Below are 16390 nucleotides of genomic sequence, written 5' to 3' on the forward strand. Positions count from 1 at the left end.
GCGGATGCCGGGACCGGGAATCCGGCTAGGTTGACCTGAGTCACATCCGGGCGAGGACACGAGGGGGCCGGTCATGAGGCGGTCCGAGGCGGCACGCACCGCGCTGCTGGACGCGGCGGAGCGGCTGTTCGCCGAGTCGGGAGTCGCCGAGGTCTCCGACCGCAGGGTGGCCGAGGCTGCTGGCAACACCAACCACTCGGCGGTGCGCTACTACTTCGGCGGGCGCGAGGGGCTGCTGAAGGCGCTCATGGCCCGCCACGTGCGCGACGTCGCGGAACAACGCGAGGGAATGCCCCCACCCGAGGACTCCGTCCTCGGCGACATCCGCGGTCTCGTGGAGCCGAGCATGCGGGTCCTCGACCAGTTACCGCGCCCGAGCTGGCGGGCCCGGTTCCTTGAACACATGCTGCACAACCCCGCCACCCAGCCGATCATGCGGGAAGCCCAGGACACCACGCCACAGGCACTGGAACTGCGCGATTCACTGGCCTCGCGGCTACGGCACCTCGACCCGGAGGTGGTCGCTGGCCGGGCGCTCCTGATCACCCGCATCGTCAGCACCACGACGGCCGAGGTCGAGGCACGCGCCGAACGCAACGGCGAAGACCCCCGATGGCCCGAGGTCGGCGACTTCCTCGTCGACGCCATCACCGGAATGCTCAGCGCCCCCATCAGCCGGCCACGCCGAGCGGAGGGCTGATCGCCGGTCGCCGCCCAGGGGCTCACCTGCCGACGTACGCCGCCAGGTGTTCGCCGGTGAGGGTGGAGCGGGTGGCGACGAGGTCGGCCGGGGTGCCCTCGAAGACGATCCGACCACCGTCGTGGCCGGCACCGGGGCCGAGGTCGATGATCCAGTCGGCGTGCGCCATGACCGCCTGGTGGTGCTCGATGACGATCACCGACTTACCGGCGTCGACGAGGCGGTCGAGCAGGCCGAGCAGTTGCTCGACGTCGGCCAGGTGCAGGCCGGTGGTCGGCTCGTCGAGGACGTAGACGCCGCCCTTCTCGGCCATGTGGGTGGCCAGCTTGAGTCGCTGCCGCTCGCCGCCGGACAGGGTCGTGAGCGGCTGACCCAGGCTGAGGTAGCCGAGCCCGACGTCGGCGAGCCGGTCGAGGATGGCGTGCGCGGCCGGCGTACGCGCCTCGCCGGCGCCGAAAAACTTCTCGGCCTCGGTCACCGACATCGCGAGCACCTCGCTGATGTCGCGACCGCCGAAGCGGTATTCCAGCACCGATGCCTGGAACCGCTTCCCCTCGCAGTCCTCGCAGGGGGCGGCGACCCCGGCCATCATCCCCAGGTCGGTGTAGATGACGCCAGCGCCGTTGCAGCTCGGGCAGGCGCCCTCGGAGTTGGCGCTGAACAGCGCCGGCTTCACACCGTTGGCCTTCGCGAACGCCTTGCGGATCGGGTCGAGCAGCCCGGTGTACGTGGCCGGGTTGCTCCGTCGCGAACCACGGATCGCGCCCTGGTCGATCGACACCACACCCGCGCCGGCGGGGATCGACCCGCGCACGAGCGAACTCTTGCCGGAGCCTGCGACACCGGTCACGACGACGAGCACCCCGAGCGGCACATCGACGTCGACGTCGTGCAGGTTGTTGGCCGTCGCGCCACGGATCTCCAGTTTGCCGGTGGGCGTACGCACCGTCTCCTTGAGAGCCGCTCGGTCGTCGAGATGACGGCCGGTGATGGTGCCGCTGGCGCGCAGGCCGTCCAGGGTGCCCTCGTAGCAGACGGTGCCGCCGTCCGTACCGGCTCCGGGCCCGAGATCGACGACGTGGTCGGCGATGGCGATGGCCTCCGGCTTGTGCTCCACGACCAACACGGTGTTGCCCTTGTCGCGCAACTGCAGCAGCAGCTCGTTCATCCGCTGGATGTCGTGCGGGTGCAGCCCGATCGTCGGCTCGTCGAAGACGTAGGTGACGTCGGTGAGCGAGGAGCCGAGGTGACGGATCATCTTGGTGCGCTGCGCCTCCCCGCCCGAGAGGGTGCCCGACGGGCGGTCGAGCGAGAGGTATCCCAGACCGATCTCCTCGAACGAGTCGAGAAGGTGTTGCAGCCCCGCCAGCAACGGGGTCACCGACGACCCCTCGATCCCGCGCACCCAGGCGGCCAGGTCGCTGATCTGCATCGCGCAGACGTCAGCGATGTTCTTTCCCTTGATCTTCGACGATCGGGCCTCCTTGCTGAGCCGGGTGCCGGCACAGTCGGGGCAGGTCGTGAAGGTCACCGCCCGCTCCACGAAGGCACGGATGTGTGGCTGTAGCGCGTCGATGTCCTTGGAGAGGAAGGACTTCTGGATCGACGGGATCAGCCCGGCGTACGTCAGGTTGATGCCGTCGACCTTGATCTTGGTCGCTTCCCTGTGGAGCAGGTCGTGCTGCTCCCGCTTGGTGTATTTGCTGATCGGCTTGTCCGGGTCGAAGTAGCCGCAACCACGGAAGATCCGGCCGTACCAGCCCTCCATGCTGTAGCCCGGGATCGTGATCGCGCCCTCGTTGAGCGACAGGCTGTCGTCGTACAGCGCTGACAGGTCGATGTCGGTGACCGCGCCCATGCCCTCGCAGCGCGGGCACATGCCGCCGAGACGGGTGAAGGTCGCCTTCTCGGTCTTCGTCCTGCCAGCGCCGCGCTCGACGGTGATCGCACCGGTGGCCTTCACCGAGGGGACATTGAACGAGTACGCGTTGGGCGAGCCGATGTGCGGCTGCCCGAGCCGGCTGAACAGAATGCGCAGCATCGCGTTGGCATCGGTGGCGGTGCCCACGGTGGATCGGGAGTTCGCCCCCATCCGCTCCTGGTCCACGATGATCGCCGTCGTCAGGCCATCCAGCAGATCGACCTCGGGCCGTGCCAACGTCGGCATGAAGCCCTGCACGAAGGCGCTGTAGGTCTCGTTGATCATCCGCTGCGACTCGGCGGCGATGGTGCCGAACACCAGCGAGCTCTTGCCCGAGCCGGAGACACCGGTGAACACCGTCAGCCGCCGCTTCGGGATCTCGACGCTGACGTCCTTGAGGTTGTTCACCCGCGCGCCCTGCACCCGGATCAGGTCGTGGCTGTCGGCGACGTGCGGCGCGGACGGCTGGATGGCCGTGCTCATCGTCTCTCCATCTGTCGGGCCGGACGGGTCAGCGCACTTCCTGGATGCGGATCATGTTGCCCGCCGGGTCCCGGAAGGCGCAGTCCCGCACGCCGTACGGCTGCTCGGTCGGCTCCTGGACGACCTCGGCGTCGCTGGCCTCGATCGTGGCGAAGGTGGCGTCGAGGTCGGTGGTGGCCAGGTTGACGCCGAAGTAGCTGCCCTTGGCCATCAGCTCGAGGATGGTCTGCCGTTCGTCGTCGGTGATGCCGGGATTGGCGGCCGGCGGGTGCAGGACGATGGCGGTGCTGGGCTGGCCGACCGGCCCGACCGTGATCCACCGCATCCCCTCGTACCCGACGTCGAGGCGGACCTCGAAGCCGAGGATGTCGCGGTAGAAGACCAGCGAGGCCTCCGGATCGGTGTGCGGCAGGAAACTCGAATGAATGGTGATGTCCATGCTGGTCACGCTAGTTGCGGCTCGGTGACCCGCGCTTCTCGATTCCTGACCGGTCTGGTCACCTGCTTCGCCACGCACGACGGCATTCCCGCCGTCGCCTGTGCGGCCTGCCGCCGGTAGACGCTGGGCGGCACGCCGACCAGCTCGGTGAAGCGGGTGCTGAAGGTGCCCAACGACGAACAACCGACCGCGAAACAGACGTCGGTGACGCTCAGGTCGCCACGGCGCAGCAGGGCCATCGCCCGCTCGATCCGTCGGGTCATCAGGTAGCTGTAGGGCGATTCGCCATAGGCGAGGCGGAACTCACGGCTGAGGTGCCCCGCCGACATGTGCGCGCCACGGGCGAGCGCCTCGACGTCCAGCGGCTGCGCGTACTCCCGGTCGATCCGGTCGCGGACCCGGCGCAGCCGCGCGAGGTCGGCCAGTCGCTGGGTCGCGTCAGGTTTGCTGGTCACCTGGAAAATCGTGCCACAACCCACCGACAATCCGCCGCTCACCGGGCGTGAGCGGGGGTCGAGCCGTTGCCGAGCGGGGGCCGACGAGCCGGTCAGCCGGCCTCGCGGCGGGCGCGGGCCCGGCGCTTCCCCTCGTGCATGGCCTGTACCCGGGCCACCGGGATGGTCCGGCCCTCGGCCACCAGGTCGGCGGGAAGAGGTTGCGGGGCCGGCATCAGCGCGGCCCACGGGTCGCCGTCGGCGAGCAGTGCGGGCGCGGTCCGGATGGTGAAGTCGGCGGGGGTCACCTCGGCCAGGTCGGCCCAGTCGACCGGGAACGAGACCGGCATCCCGGGACGCAGCCGGGGACTGTACGCGGCGGCCACCGTCGCGCCGCCCGCCCGGGTGGCATCCACGAAGACACGACCACCCCGCTCTTCCTTGATGTACGCCGTGGTGGCCAGCGCCGGGTCGAGCCGCTCGGCGCGGACGGCGAGCGCCCGGGTGGCGGCGGCCAACTCCTCCGCCGTGGGCTCGTCGGCCACCGGAACGAACACGTGCACGCCCTTGGCGCCACTGGTCTTGACCGCACCGGCCAGGCCGGCGTCGGCGAGCGCCTGGCGGACCAGCAGGGCAGCGGCGACCGCCGCGCGGAACCCGTCGCCCTCGGGCGGATCCAGGTCGAGCACCAGGTGGGTCGGGCGGTGCGGATCCGCCGCGGTGGCCAGCGTCGGGTGGTACTCCACCGCCCGCTGGTTGGCGAACCAGAGCAGGGTGCGCCGGTCGTCGCAGAGGGCGTACGAGATCTCCCGGTGCGACGCCTCCGCCCAGACCGGCACCCGGCGCACCCAGTCCGGGGTGTAGCGAGGCAGGTTCTTCTGCATGAACGGCGGCTGGCCGGGGCGGACCCTGATCACCGACAGCGGCCGACCCCGCAACTGCGGGAGGATCTGCTCACTGACCGCGTCGAGGTAGTCGACCAGGTCACGCTTCGTCGCGTCGTCACGGTCGGACAGCGGCTGGTCCAGGTTGGTCAGGGCCACGCCGTCCCGGGTCTCGTCAGCCTCGCTCACCCGACCACCCTCCCGGCCCCGGTCTCGTCGGTCAACCTGACGTGCCGATCGGTGCCGGCGGGCCGGGCGCCGGGCAGCGTGGTCAGCGCGACCAGCAGGGCGGCGACCACCAGGGCAGCGGCGACGGCGAACGCGGTTCGGTAGCCGCCGGCGAGCGCGGCCGTCTCGGCCCAGCCAGCGGCCCGTAGGCCGTCGGCCCGGGCGGCGGCCAGGGTGGCCAGCACGGCCAGGCCGACCGCACCGCCGACCTGTTGGGTGGTGTTGGCCAGGCCGGAGGCGAGCCCGGCGTCGGTGTCGGTCGCGCCGGCCATGGCCAGGGTGGTGACCGCCGGCAGGGTCAGACCGCCGGCCGCCCCGAAGACCAGCATCGCGGGGAGTACGTCGGCGACGTAGGCACCGTCGGCGGGCAGCCGGGCGAGCAGGAGGAAGCCGACGGTTGCCATACCGAGCCCGAAGAGCAGCACGGTCCGGGCACCCCACCGGGCGATCAGCCGACCGGCCAGGCCGAGCGACACCACCGCGATCACCACCGGGGTGGGCAGGAAGGCCCAGCCGGTGGCGGCCGCATCCAGTCCGAGCACGAGTTGCAGCTCCACGGCGAGCAGGAACTGGAAGCCGAAGTACGCGGCGACCATGAGGAACTGCACGGTGTTCGCCGCGACCAGACCCGGTACGCGCAGCACCCGGGCCGGCAGCAGCGGAGTGGCCGCCACCCGTTGACGCACGGCGAACCCGCCGAGCAGCAGTGCCGCGAGCGCCGTCGCGCCGAGGGTGCGAGGGCTGGTCCAGCCATGCTCACCGGTCCCCACGATGCTGAGCACGGCGGCCATCAGGCCGGCGGTGGCGAGCAGCGCGCCGGGTAGGTCCAGGCCGGCCCGCAGGCCGATCCCCCGCTCGGCCGGGAGCTTGCGGACGGCGGCGAGCAGGATCGCGGCCCCGATCGGGAGGTTGACCAGGAAGATCGACCGCCAGCCGGCCAGGTCGGTAAGCACCCCACCGGCTACGGTGCCGACGGACGCTCCGGCCGCCCCGGTGAAGCTGAACACGGCGATCGCGCGGGCCCGCTCGGCCGGCTCGGGATAGAGCCGGACGATCATGCCAAGACTGACCGCCATGGCCAGTGCGCCACCGACGCCCTGACCGAAGCGCGCGGCGACCAGCAGGGCCGGCCCGGTGGCGACCGCGCAGGCGAGCGACGCGAGGGTGAACAGCGCGACGCCGGCGAGGAAGACCCGCCGCCGGCCGAGCAGGTCGCCGAGGCGGCCGGCGAGCAGCAGCAGCCCGCCGAACGCGACCAGGTAGGCGTTGACCACCCAGGCCAGGCCGGCGGCGGTGAAACCCAGATCGCGTTGTACGGCGGGCAGTGCCACCGCGACCACACTGCCATCCAGAATGATCATCAGGCTGCCGGCGCAGAGCACCAGAAGTGCCGGCCAGCGAGACGGGACGACGCGATCCATGAAACCCCTCCTTGGTGCACGGTTTGTTACCGAGGTCATCGTCTGTGACCATGGACCGGAGCGGAAGGAGGCACTCTTATGTCCCAGAGGAACAGCGATGTGTCCGCGCTGGTCAAGGCCGAGTTGACCTGCGCTGCCGGCGACGTGCCGTTCACCCCGGGGCAGGCTCGCGCGTGCACCGTCCGCGAGGTGCTCGACCGGGTTGGCGGCAAGTGGAGCATCGGCATCCTCGTGGCCGCCTCGAACGGCCCGGTGCGCTTCACCGAGCTGGAGCGGCACATCGAGGGGATCAGCCGCCGGATGCTCACGCTGACCCTGCGCAACCTGGAACGCGACGGCCTCCTGCACCGCCGGGTCTACCCGACCGTCCCGCCCAAGGTCGAGTACACCGCCACCTCGATGGCGCTCGAGCTCTACGAGTCGCTGGTCGCCTTGACCAGCTGGGCCGAGCGCCACCGCCCGGCCATCGCCGAGGCGCGGACCAGTTACGACGCCGAGCACGCCGTCTAAACCGGTACGGGGTGTGGGGAACGCCACCAAGGTTCTCTGACCGATCGGTCAGGTCTGACCGATCGGTCAGGCATGCTGGTTTGCGGAGGTGGACCAGTGATGGCCAGAGCGGTGTCCGAGACGCACGGCGAGATCCTCGCCGCGGCGGCGCGACAGTTCGGGGTGACCGGCTACCGCGGCACCTCCCTGCAGGACATCGCCCGCGAGGTCGGCTGCTCCAAGGCCACGGTGCTCTACCACTTCGCCAACAAGGAAGCCCTGCTCGCCGAGCTGATGGCTCCCGCGATCGGGGTGCTGCGCGACCTCGACGACCAGCTCACCGGCCTGACCGGCGCGGCCGCCCAGGAGGTCGCCGCGACCGGCTTCGTCGACCTCGCGGTCCGGTTCCGACGAGAGATCGCGGTACTGCGCGGCGAATTCCCGGAGCTGCTGTGCCAGCCGGCCTTCGCGCACATCCAGCAGATCTCCGATCGGCTGCGGGACGCGTTGGCCGGGCATTCCGACCGGCCCGGTGCCCGGATCGCCGCGCTGGTGCTGCTCGCCGGCATCTCCGAGGCATGCGCCGAGTTCGTCGACATCCCCGACGACGAACTGCGCCCCGCCCTGCTCACCCTCGTCCGGCGGGCCATCGAACCCGTCGACGCACCCCTGCCCCAACCACCCACGACCGAGGACAAGGACTCCTGATGGCCACCCTGCTCTACCGGCTCGGCCGGGGCGCGTTGCGCCGGCGACGGCTCGTCGTCGCGCTCTGGCTCGTCGTACTCGTCGTCGCCGGCCTGGCCGCGGCGACCCTGCGCGGCCCGACGGCGAGCAACTTCACCATGCCCGGCACCGAGAGCCAGCGCGCGCTGGACCTGCTGGCCGAACAGTTCCCCGCGGCCAGCGGCGCCACCGGCACCATCGCGGTCAAGGCACCGGCTGACGGCCAACTGGGGACCCCGCAGGGCCAGGCCGTGGTGCAGGAACTGGTCCAGGAGGCCTCGACACTGCCCGGCGTGGTCGGCGCGGTCGACCCGCTCCAGGTCGGCGCGGTCTCGCCCAACGGCCGGTACGCGCTGGTCCAGGTCCAGTTCGCCACCGGCGGCGACGAGGTGACCGACGAACAGCGCGCCGCGTACGAGGAGGTCGGCGCTTCCGTTGAGGCGAAGGGTTGGCAGGTCGCCCCGGGCGGCGAGGTGCTGGGTGGTGAGCCGGAGATCGGCTCCACCGAGGCGCTCGGCGTACTGGTCGCCGCGATCGTCCTGATCATCACGTTCGGTTCACTGGTCGCCGCCGGAATGACCATGCTCAACGCGCTGATCGGCGTGGGCGTCGGCATGGCCGGTCTGTTCGCGCTGAGCGGCGTCATCGAGTTGACCAGCACCGCGCCGATCCTGGCGCTGATGCTCGGCCTCGCCGTCGGTATCGACTACTCGCTGTTCATCACCTCTCGGCACCGACAGAACCTGCTCGAAGGGCTGTCCCCGGAGGAGGCGGTCGGCCGGGCCGTGGGTACCGCCGGTTCCGCCGTGGTCTTCGCGGGCGCCACCGTGGTCATCGCGCTGGCCGGGCTTGCCGTGGTGAACATCCCGTTCCTCACCGTGATGGGCCTCGCCGCTGCCGCCACGGTCACCATCGCCGTGCTCGTGGCGATCACCCTCCAGCCCGCACTGCTGGGCTTCGCCGGCAACCGGGTGCTCCCGCGCCGGCTGCGCTCCGCGGTCGACGCCGCCGCGCCGAACGACCCGGTGGGCGAAGAGACGCTGCCGGTCGAGGACCGCTCCGGGTTCGGCTTCCGCTGGGCACGGTTCGTCACCCGCTTCCGGGTGCCGGTCATCCTGGTCTCGCTGCTCGGCCTGGGGCTGCTCGCGCTGCCCACGCCGGACATGCGGCTGGCCCTGCCGGACGCCAGCGCGGCTACGGTGGGCTCCCCCGCCCGGGTGGCGAGCGACCTGACCACCGAGGGCTTCGGTCCGGGCTTCACCGGCCGGCTCGCGGTGGTCGTGGCGGGCGACGACGCGCAGGCGACCGCGGCTGCGGTGCCGCAGGTCACGGCAATGATCCAGCGAACCGAGAACGTCCTCGCGGTGGCGCCGCCGCAGCTGAGCCCGGACGGCCGGACCGCGCTGCTCGGAGTGATACCGAAGACCGGCCCGACCGACGAGGCCACCGAGACCCTGGTGCACGAGGTTCGCGATGCGGTCGGCGGGGTCAAGGGCGCCGAGGTGCTGCTCACCGGCGCCACCGCGGTCGGTATCGACGTCTCGGAGAAGCTCTCCGACGCGCTGCCGATCTACCTGCTGCTGGTGGTCGGGCTCTCGGTGCTGCTGCTGATGCTGGTGTTCCGCTCGCTGCTGGTGCCGCTCAAGGCGGCACTTGGTTTCCTGCTCACCGTGGCCGCCACGTTCGGCATCACGGTGGCGATCTTCCAGCAGGGCCACCTCGCCGACCTGGTCGGCCTGGACACCCCGGCCCCGCTGGTCAGCTTCCTACCCATCTTGCTGATCGGCATCCTGTTCGGGTTGGCCATGGACTACGAGGTGTTCCTGGTCTCCCGGATGCGGGAGGACTTCGTGCACGGCGACAGCGCGCGCGAGGCCACTATCAGCGGCATGGGCCACGGTGCCCGGGTGGTCACCGCCGCCGCGCTGATCATGATGTCCGTCTTCGGCGGCTTCGTGTTCCTCGACGACCCGATCATCAAGTCGATGGGCTTCGCGCTCGCCATCGGCGTGGCCATCGACGCGTTCGTGGTCCGGATGACCATCGTGCCTGCGGTGATGTCCCTGCTCGGTGACCGCGCCTGGTGGCTTCCCCGCTGGCTCAACCGAGCCCTTCCGAACGTCGACATCGAGGGCGAGGGCCTGCGCGAGCACCTAACGGACCGCACCCCGACGCGGGTCTAACCGCACCCTCGCCCCACTCTCGCCCCACCCGGTCGATCATGGAGTTGTGGTGCCCGTTGTGCCCCGATGAGAGGCATTCGCCCAGCACCACAACTCCATGATCGGCGCGGCAACCTCGGTCAGACCCCGGCTGGGTACGTTTCCATCTCGCCGGGGAGCGCCGTGACCGGCAGCGGGTGCAGGGCGGTGGTCTCGTCGCACCAGATGAAGGCGTCGTACCGGTCGCCGAGCCGCGTCGGCACGTAGTTGCCCCAGGACTCGAAGGACGGGTCGTAGACGACCCCGATCGCCCGATGGTCCGCGGTGTCGGTGACCCAGCCCGGCTGGTCGTCGCCACCGAAGATCAGCACCGCCCGCTCCGGCATCAGCTCGTGCAGCCGCCGCTCGACCGACCCCTCCCGAGCGGGAGGCACCACCATCGGCTCGGGAGGCGAACCCCAGCGGGGTGCGGCGATCACCGTGCCCCGGTAGCTACCGAAGCCAATCAGGGCCACCGCGTCGTCGCCGTGCCGTTCCCGGGCCAACTGACCAATGTTGACCATCCCGTCCGCAGCCATGTCGGTGGCCCGTGCGTCGCCGACATGCGTGTTGTGTGCCCAGACGATCCCCCGCGCGTCCGGGCCGTACCGGTCCAGCAGCCGGTCCAGGGTGTCCTGCATATGGGTGTCGCGGATGTTCCAGGAGTCCGGACCACCAGCCACCATCGCCCGGTAGTAGCGCTCCGCGCCGGCCACCACCTCCGCGTTCTGCCAGGCCGAGAAACGGTCCGGACCGTCGGAGAGGGCATGTTCGCGGGTCCGCGCGAGCAACCGGACCACTTCCTCCTCGCACCGGGCGGAGACGAACCGGCTGGCCGCGCCGTACTCCTCGACCCGCTTGCCGTACGGCTCGAAGCAGCGGTACGCGTCCTGCGCCGCCTCCAGCGACAGCGGCTCCTCCTCCCCCAGGTAGTCGAAGATCGCCTGCATCGACTCCCAGAGGCTGTACACGTCGAGCCCGTGGAACCCGGCGCGTTGATCCTCCGGCCGCTCCACATTCCAGGCCCGCAGCCAGCTGGCGAACCGGGCCACCTCGGCGTTGGCCCACATCCAGGTCGGCCAGCGCTCGAACTGGTCGAGCGCGCGCTGCGGTTCGAGTGCGCCTCCCGGCGCGGCGGTCACCGAGCGGTGCACCCGGTCACAGTCCGGCCAGTCGCCCTCCACCGCCACGAAGGAGAAGCCGCACTCCGCGATCAACCGGCGGGTGAGCTGCTCACGCAACCGGTAGTAGTCGTAACTGCCGTGGGTGGACTCACCGATCATCACCACCCGGGCGTCCCGAACGCGCTCCAGCAACGGGTCGAAATCGCTCGGCGCGCCGAGCCGCTGAACCAGCATGCCAGCGGCTACCCGGCCGCCGCTGCGGCAAACCGTGGGCGCGTCGCGGGCCGACACGCCGGCCGCCGGGCCGGTGTACGGCCACAGCGAGTGGGTAGCCGGCCGGCATGACCGTCACCGGGGTTCAGTTGCAGGAGTACCTGGCCGGGCTCGACTACCCGGTGTCCCGGCAGGATCTGATCCGCTGGGGGCAGGAGAACGGGGCCAGCACGCCGATGTTGCAGATGTTGCAGTCGTTGCCAGCAGAGCAGTTCGACTCACCAGACGAACTGAACGCCGCGCTAACCACCCTCTCCTAACCACGCGCCCCCGTTCTCGTCGATCTAGGGCATATCGCTGTCATCGGAGATCATCCAACGACGATATGCCCTAGATCGGCGGGGCAAGGGTGGCGCGGGGCGGGGGCGCGGGGCGCGCGGGGCAGGGGTGGGCGGCGCGCGGGGCGCGCGGGGCAGGGGCCCGCGGGGCGCGCGGGGTGGGGGTTAGGGGATGGGGATGGTGCGGGATTCGGTGCGGGCGGTTTCGGCGGCGGCGAGGATGCTGACGACCTCACGCCCGAAGCGGACGTCGCAGCGGTGATCTCGGGTACCGGCCTGCACCTGCTCGACGAGCTGGTCGATCGCGACTCCGAACGCCGTGGCGGCGTCGTTCTCGCCGAACGGGACGGTCTCGATGCCGTTCTCGCCGTAGAAGACGAACTCCCGGGCCATCGACTCGGTCGGGGCGTCCAGGGAGAGCGAGGCGCTGCTCGTGGCGCCGCCCTCGTGGGTGAGCAGCAGGTGCACCATCCCGCTCGGCCCGTCCATCGCTGCCACCTGGGTCACCCGACCCAGCACCGGCAGGAGGATGGAGAGCGCGTGCGGGGCGATGTCCCAGAGTGCGCCGTGCTCCCGGCGCCACAACGAGCCGCCGTACGGGCTGCCGTCCTGAAAGATCGAGGCGAACGCGGTGGTTCGACCGTGCTGCCAACCCCCGGCGGCGGCGGTGGCGGCGAGGAAAGCGGTCACGTTCGGCTGGAACCGTTGGGTGAAGAAGACGACCGAGGCGACCCCGGACTCCTCGGCGGCGGCCACCACCCGGTCGGCATCGGCCACGCTGAGCGCCAGCGGCTTGTCCAGCAGCAGGTGCCGGCCGGCGGCGGCCGCCCGGACCGCGATGTCGGCCTGGATGTCCGGCGGCAGCGCGACGGCGACCGCCTCGCACTCCTCGATCAGCGCATCGATGTCGGCGAAGGCAGGCACCCCGTACAGCTCGGCCAGCACCGAGGCCCGCTCCGGGTTACGGCCCCACACTCCGACCAGCTCTGCGTCCGGGTGTGCGTGCAGCGCCTTCCCGTGCGTCTCGATCGCCCAGTGACCGGTGCCGAACAAGCCGAACCGCAGCACGTGTACCTCCGCCTATTTCCTTCGCCGTGGCATCGCCACGGACGTGATCCACGCTAGTCGCCCCGCCCGCCGCCCCGGCGGAGGGTCGACCAACCGACCCGTCCAGTTCGCTCCGCAACGCCCCCGCAGAAGCATTCCAAGATCCGCGCAGCTTCAGGGATAGTGCTGATTCAAGACGCTCGGAGGCAGCAGTTTCCCCGAAAGTGCGCGGATCATTGGACCCGCCCGCGGCCTGGGTGGACGGGCGTCGGGCGGGCTCGGCGGGCGGTGCCGAGACGGGGGTCAGCCGCTTACTACGACGGTTAGTAGGCTGTGCCGGTGACCGAGGCAACGACCAGGTTCGGCCGATGACCAGCGCGGCGGCGGCCAACTCACCGGTGGACGGGATCCTGGCGACGACATCGATCGTGCTGTCGCTGCTCGTCGCGGCATGGGCGCTGGTGGCGACGGTGCGCCACCGACCGCCGGACCGGGTGCAGTTCATCGGCCTGGCCATCCTCGAACTGGCCCTGCTCGTGTTGAGCGTGCTGGCGCTGGTCGCGGTCGGCGGTGGGGACCGACCCGGTGAGCCCGGTGCCTTCTTCGGCTACCTGGTCACGCTGGTGTGCCTGCCGCCGTTGGCCTGGGTGCTGGCCCGGATGGAGCCGACCCGTTGGGGCTCGGCGATCGTCTGCGCGGTCTGCCTGGTGGCCCCGGTGGTGGTGGTCCGGTTGCAGCAGACCTGGGAGGTGCTCGGTGGTTGAGACACGACCGGGCGGACGCGCCACGAACGCCGGCCCGGGCCGGCTGCTGATCGCGGTCTACCTGCTCTTCGCCATCGCGGCGACAAGCCGGGCCGGCCTGCAGATCGCCACCAAGCTCGACGAGGCGCCCGTGGCGTACCTGCTGTCCGGTGTGGCCGCGCTCATCTACATCGTGGCGGCGGTGGGGTTGGCCCGCGCCGGGCACACCGGCCGACGGGTCGCGTTGGTGTGCTGCTCCGTGGAGCTGGTCGGGGTGGTCGCGGTCGGCATCCTGAGCCTGGTCGACAAGGAGCTCTTCCCCGACGAGACGGTCTGGTCGCAGTTCGGCAGCGGGTACGGCTACATCCCGCTGGTGCTGCCGGTGCTCGGCCTGATCTGGCTCTGGCGCACCCGCCGCAGCCCCGCCTGACCCAGCGACGAGGGCGTCCCCTCCGCGAAGGAGCGCCCTCGTCGGGAGTACGGGTCAGTCCCGTGGGCCGCCAGCGACGTAGATGACCTGGCCGGAGACGAAGCCGGCACCCTCGCTCGTCAGGAACGAGATGGTGTGCGCGACGTCGTCCGGCCGGCCCGGGCGACGGACCGGGATCTCGGCTGCGGCGTGCTTCTGGAAGTCGTCGAAGTCGACCTTCATCCGGGCGGCGGTGGCCGCGGTCATGTCGGTGACGATGAAGCCGGGCGCGACCGCGTTGACGGTCACCCCGAACGGCCCCAGCTCGATGGCGAGCGTCTTGGTGAAGCCCTGCAGGCCGGCCTTGGCGGCGGCGTAGTTCGCCTGGCCCCGGTTGCCCAGCGCGGAGGTGCTGGAGAGGTTGACGATCCGCCCCCACTTGCGGTCCACCATGTGCTTCTGGGCGGCCTGGCTGAACAGGAACGCGCCGCGCAGGTGCACCCCCATCACGGTGTCCCAGTCGGCGTTGGTCATCTTGAACAGCAGGTTGTCGCGGAGGACACCGGCGTTGTTGACGAGAACGGTGGGCGCGCCCAGTTCGGCGGCGACACGGCCCACCGCCGCCTCGACCTGGTCCCGGTCCGAGACGTCGGCGCCCACACCGAGCGCCCGACCACCGGCACTGGCGATGGCATCCACCGTCTCCTTGGTGGCCGCCTCCTCGATGTCGACCACGGCGACGGCCATTCCGTCGGCGGCCAACCGCCGGGCGGTGGCCGCGCCGATACCGCGTGCGGCTCCGGTGACGATGGCGACGCGGGGCTCCTCCGACATGATTACCTCCCGGTAACGTGGGGTCGATCGGAGGAGCTTAACGTCAACAGGCCGGCCCTCGGCATAGGCGAATCCACCGGTATCCGTGGCCGGAGACCTTCACCGCGCCGAGCTTGCCCAGCTCCCCGTAGCCGCGGTCGGCGAGCACGTCGATCGGCAGGTCGGCCTCCGGCTCGAGACTGCTGAGGTCCACCTCGACGTCCTCGGTGCCCAGGTTGTGCACGAACACCATCGTCCCGGTCGGCCCGTCCGCCCGGTGTGCGAGCACTCCGGCCGGCATCGCCACGTCGATGTGGGTGGTCGAGCCGGAGCCGATCTCCGGGGCCTCGCGCAGCGTACGGATCATGCGCTCGAACCAGGCGAGCAGCGACTTCGAGTCGCCCCGCTGGGCGGTGACGTTGACGTTCTGGTAGCCGAACTCACCCTTGTCGATGATCGGGCGGACCAGCTTCTCCGGGTCCGCCGTGGAGAAGCCGGCATTCGGCTGGTACGACCACTGCATCGGGGTACGGATCGCCTCCCGGCCGGGCAGCGACAGGTCCTCGCCCATCCCGATCTCCTCGCCGTAGCGCAGCACCGGCGTGCCGCGCATCGAGAACTGCAGGGCGTACGCCAGCTCGATGCGCCGCCGGTCATTGCCGAGCATCGGGGCGAGCCGGCGACGGATACCCCGGTCGTAGATGCGCATGTTCTCGTCCGGGCCGAACTCCGCGTACACCTGGTTGCGCTGTTCGGTGGTCAGCCGGGACAGGTCGATCTCGTCGTGGTTGCGCAGGAAGGTGGCCCACTGGCCGCCGACGGGAAGCTTCGGGGTGTCGCGTAGCGCCTCGATCAACGACTCCGGGTCCTGCCGGGCCAGGGCCAGCATGAGCCGCCCGTTGAGCATGAAGTCGAAGAGCATGTGGATGCGGTTGCCGGAGCCGCTGGCGTCACCGAAGAAGGTCGGCAGTTGGTCCGGCTCGACGTTCGCCTCGGCCAGCAGGACGGCGTCGCCGCGCCGCCACTGCACGTGCTGGCGCATTTCGGTGAGGAACTCGAAGTCCTTCGGGGAGTTCGGGTTGCCCGGCTCGGTGAGCTCGATGATGAACGGCACCGCGTCCATCCGGAAGCCGGAGACGCCGAGCTGGAGCCAGAACGACATGATCTTCTTGATCTCCGCCCGCACCTGCGGGTTGCCGAAGTTGAGATCCGGCTGGAACTTGTAGAACCGGTGGTAGAACCACGCCTTGGCGGTCCGGTCGTAGCTCCAGGTCTCCTTCTGCTCACCGGGGAAGACCATGCCCTGGTGCCGGTCGTCCGGTTCGGTGTCGGACCAGAGGAACCAGTCACGGTACGGCGAGTCCGGCGAGGAACGGGCCGACTGGAACCACGGGTGCTCGTCGGAGGTGTGGTTGACCACAAGGTCGATGATCACGCGGATGCCCCGGTTCTGTGCCTGGTGCAGCAGCTCGGCGAAGTCGCCCAGGGTGCCGAAGCGCGGGTCCACGTTGTAGAAGTCGGTGACGTCGTAGCCGTCGTCGCGGTTGGGCGACGGGTGGATCGGGTGCAGCCACAGGCAGGTCACCCCCAGCCGGGCCAGGTAGTCCAGCCTCCCGATCAACCCACGAATGTCACCGACCCCGTCGCCGTCTGAGTCGGCGTACGTGTCGATGTCGAGGCAGTAGACGACGGCTTCGGAATACCAACGGTCACCCATGCCGGAGAAACATCTCCCGTTGATCATCGCGGCAAACCAGCTCCGCGGGCCACAGACCAC

General features: G+C 70.5%; 16 protein-coding genes. 7 read left to right on the forward strand and 9 right to left on the reverse strand.

Annotated features, from left to right (window positions below; genetic code table 11):
- The first annotated feature begins 73 nt into the window (after nt 1-73).
- The gene (locus PCA76_RS27230; protein WP_272613302.1) at nt 74-700 is read left to right on the forward strand and encodes a TetR/AcrR family transcriptional regulator; all 627 of its coding nucleotides are present in this window, start codon (nt 74-76) and stop codon (nt 698-700) included.
- Between the two features lie 22 nt (nt 701-722).
- Here PCA76_RS27230 and PCA76_RS27235 read toward each other — a convergent pair whose 3' ends face one another.
- From PCA76_RS27235 to PCA76_RS27255, 5 genes are all read right to left on the reverse strand, one after another.
- Nucleotides 723-3104, reverse strand: coding sequence for an excinuclease ABC subunit UvrA (locus PCA76_RS27235; RefSeq protein WP_272613303.1), 2382 nt, complete (start codon nt 3102-3104; stop codon nt 723-725).
- Between the two features lie 28 nt (nt 3105-3132).
- Nucleotides 3133-3543, reverse strand: coding sequence for a VOC family protein (locus tag PCA76_RS27240; RefSeq protein ID WP_272613304.1), 411 nt, complete (start codon nt 3541-3543; stop codon nt 3133-3135).
- A gap of 5 nt (nt 3544-3548) precedes the next feature.
- Entirely contained in the window at nt 3549-3998 is a 450-nt protein-coding gene (locus PCA76_RS27245; protein ID WP_272613305.1) for a helix-turn-helix transcriptional regulator, read from the reverse strand.
- Between the two features lie 92 nt (nt 3999-4090).
- Nucleotides 4091-5050 carry a DNA polymerase domain-containing protein gene (locus PCA76_RS27250; protein WP_272613306.1) on the reverse strand — a complete coding sequence of 320 codons (960 nt, stop codon included), beginning with the start codon at nt 5048-5050 and terminating at the stop codon, nt 4091-4093.
- Nucleotides 5047-6510 (reverse strand): MFS transporter, encoded by a 1464-nt coding sequence (locus PCA76_RS27255; RefSeq protein ID WP_272613307.1) that lies wholly within the window; start codon nt 6508-6510, stop codon nt 5047-5049. The genes PCA76_RS27250 and PCA76_RS27255 overlap by 4 nt, the downstream gene beginning before the upstream one ends.
- Nucleotides 6511-6588: 78 nt before the next feature.
- Here PCA76_RS27255 and PCA76_RS27260 point away from each other — a divergent pair, with 78 nt between their 5' ends.
- The 3 genes from PCA76_RS27260 to PCA76_RS27270 all read left to right on the forward strand — a co-directional run bounded on the left by PCA76_RS27260 (nt 6589) and on the right by PCA76_RS27270 (nt 9908).
- Complete coding sequence (locus PCA76_RS27260; protein ID WP_272613308.1) at nt 6589-7020, forward strand: winged helix-turn-helix transcriptional regulator; 432 nt, start codon at nt 6589-6591, stop codon at nt 7018-7020.
- A 99-nt stretch (nt 7021-7119) separates the two neighbouring features.
- Nucleotides 7120-7707 (forward strand): TetR/AcrR family transcriptional regulator, encoded by a 588-nt coding sequence (locus PCA76_RS27265; protein WP_272613309.1) that lies wholly within the window; start codon nt 7120-7122, stop codon nt 7705-7707.
- Entirely contained in the window at nt 7707-9908 is a 2202-nt protein-coding gene (locus PCA76_RS27270) for an MMPL family transporter (protein ID WP_272613310.1), read from the forward strand. Before PCA76_RS27265 ends, PCA76_RS27270 begins: the two co-directional genes overlap by 1 nt.
- 119 nt (nt 9909-10027) lie before the next feature.
- Here PCA76_RS27270 and PCA76_RS27275 read toward each other — a convergent pair whose 3' ends face one another.
- Complete coding sequence (locus tag PCA76_RS27275; RefSeq protein WP_272613311.1) at nt 10028-11284, reverse strand: erythromycin esterase family protein; 1257 nt, start codon at nt 11282-11284, stop codon at nt 10028-10030.
- A 107-nt stretch (nt 11285-11391) separates the two neighbouring features.
- On the opposite strand from PCA76_RS27275, the gene PCA76_RS27280 reads away from it, so the two are divergent.
- Nucleotides 11392-11583 carry a DUF2795 domain-containing protein gene (locus tag PCA76_RS27280; RefSeq protein WP_272613312.1) on the forward strand — a complete coding sequence of 64 codons (192 nt, stop codon included), beginning with the start codon at nt 11392-11394 and terminating at the stop codon, nt 11581-11583.
- A 183-nt stretch (nt 11584-11766) separates the two neighbouring features.
- Here PCA76_RS27280 and PCA76_RS27285 read toward each other — a convergent pair whose 3' ends face one another.
- Nucleotides 11767-12666 (reverse strand): Gfo/Idh/MocA family protein, encoded by a 900-nt coding sequence (locus tag PCA76_RS27285; protein WP_272619662.1) that lies wholly within the window; start codon nt 12664-12666, stop codon nt 11767-11769.
- 350 nt (nt 12667-13016) lie between these two features.
- Between PCA76_RS27285 and PCA76_RS27290 the strand changes: the two genes are divergently transcribed.
- The gene (locus PCA76_RS27290; RefSeq protein ID WP_272613313.1) at nt 13017-13412 is read left to right on the forward strand and encodes a hypothetical protein; all 396 of its coding nucleotides are present in this window, start codon (nt 13017-13019) and stop codon (nt 13410-13412) included.
- Complete coding sequence (locus tag PCA76_RS27295; protein WP_272613314.1) at nt 13405-13821, forward strand: hypothetical protein; 417 nt, start codon at nt 13405-13407, stop codon at nt 13819-13821. The genes PCA76_RS27290 and PCA76_RS27295 overlap by 8 nt, the downstream gene beginning before the upstream one ends.
- A gap of 54 nt (nt 13822-13875) precedes the next feature.
- On the opposite strand, the gene fabG is transcribed toward PCA76_RS27295, so the two are convergent.
- Both fabG and PCA76_RS27305 read right to left on the reverse strand, forming a co-directional pair.
- Nucleotides 13876-14634, reverse strand: a complete 759-nt coding sequence (fabG, locus tag PCA76_RS27300; protein ID WP_272613315.1) for a 3-oxoacyl-ACP reductase FabG — start codon at nt 14632-14634, stop codon at nt 13876-13878.
- 43 nt (nt 14635-14677) lie between these two features.
- Nucleotides 14678-16330, reverse strand: a complete 1653-nt coding sequence (locus tag PCA76_RS27305) for an alpha-amylase family protein (RefSeq protein ID WP_272619665.1) — start codon at nt 16328-16330, stop codon at nt 14678-14680.
- Nucleotides 16331-16390 lie beyond the last annotated feature (60 nt).

The sequence above is a fragment of the Micromonospora sp. LH3U1 genome, assembly GCF_028475105.1.
In the GTDB taxonomy this organism is placed as follows: domain Bacteria; phylum Actinomycetota; class Actinomycetes; order Mycobacteriales; family Micromonosporaceae; genus Micromonospora.

Excerpts from the sequence above, each read along its gene's own strand:
- PCA76_RS27230 (WP_272613302.1), top strand. The coding sequence starts at position 74 with ATGAGGCGGTCCGAGGCGGCACGCACCGCGCTGCTGGACGCGGCGGAG.
- PCA76_RS27235 (WP_272613303.1), bottom strand. The coding sequence starts at position 3,104 with ATGAGCACGGCCATCCAGCCGTCCGCGCCGCACGTCGCCGACAGCCAC.
- PCA76_RS27240 (WP_272613304.1), bottom strand. The coding sequence starts at position 3,543 with ATGGACATCACCATTCATTCGAGTTTCCTGCCGCACACCGATCCGGAG.
- PCA76_RS27255 (WP_272613307.1), bottom strand. The coding sequence starts at position 6,510 with ATGGATCGCGTCGTCCCGTCTCGCTGGCCGGCACTTCTGGTGCTCTGC.
- PCA76_RS27260 (WP_272613308.1), top strand. The coding sequence starts at position 6,589 with ATGTCCCAGAGGAACAGCGATGTGTCCGCGCTGGTCAAGGCCGAGTTG.
- PCA76_RS27265 (WP_272613309.1), top strand. The coding sequence starts at position 7,120 with ATGGCCAGAGCGGTGTCCGAGACGCACGGCGAGATCCTCGCCGCGGCG.
- PCA76_RS27270 (WP_272613310.1), top strand. The coding sequence starts at position 7,707 with ATGGCCACCCTGCTCTACCGGCTCGGCCGGGGCGCGTTGCGCCGGCGA.
- PCA76_RS27275 (WP_272613311.1), bottom strand. The coding sequence starts at position 11,284 with ATGCTGGTTCAGCGGCTCGGCGCGCCGAGCGATTTCGACCCGTTGCTG.
- PCA76_RS27280 (WP_272613312.1), top strand. The coding sequence starts at position 11,392 with ATGACCGTCACCGGGGTTCAGTTGCAGGAGTACCTGGCCGGGCTCGAC.
- PCA76_RS27290 (WP_272613313.1), top strand. The coding sequence starts at position 13,017 with ATGACCAGCGCGGCGGCGGCCAACTCACCGGTGGACGGGATCCTGGCG.
- fabG (WP_272613315.1), bottom strand. The coding sequence starts at position 14,634 with ATGTCGGAGGAGCCCCGCGTCGCCATCGTCACCGGAGCCGCACGCGGT.
- PCA76_RS27305 (WP_272619665.1), bottom strand. The coding sequence starts at position 16,330 with ATGGGTGACCGTTGGTATTCCGAAGCCGTCGTCTACTGCCTCGACATC.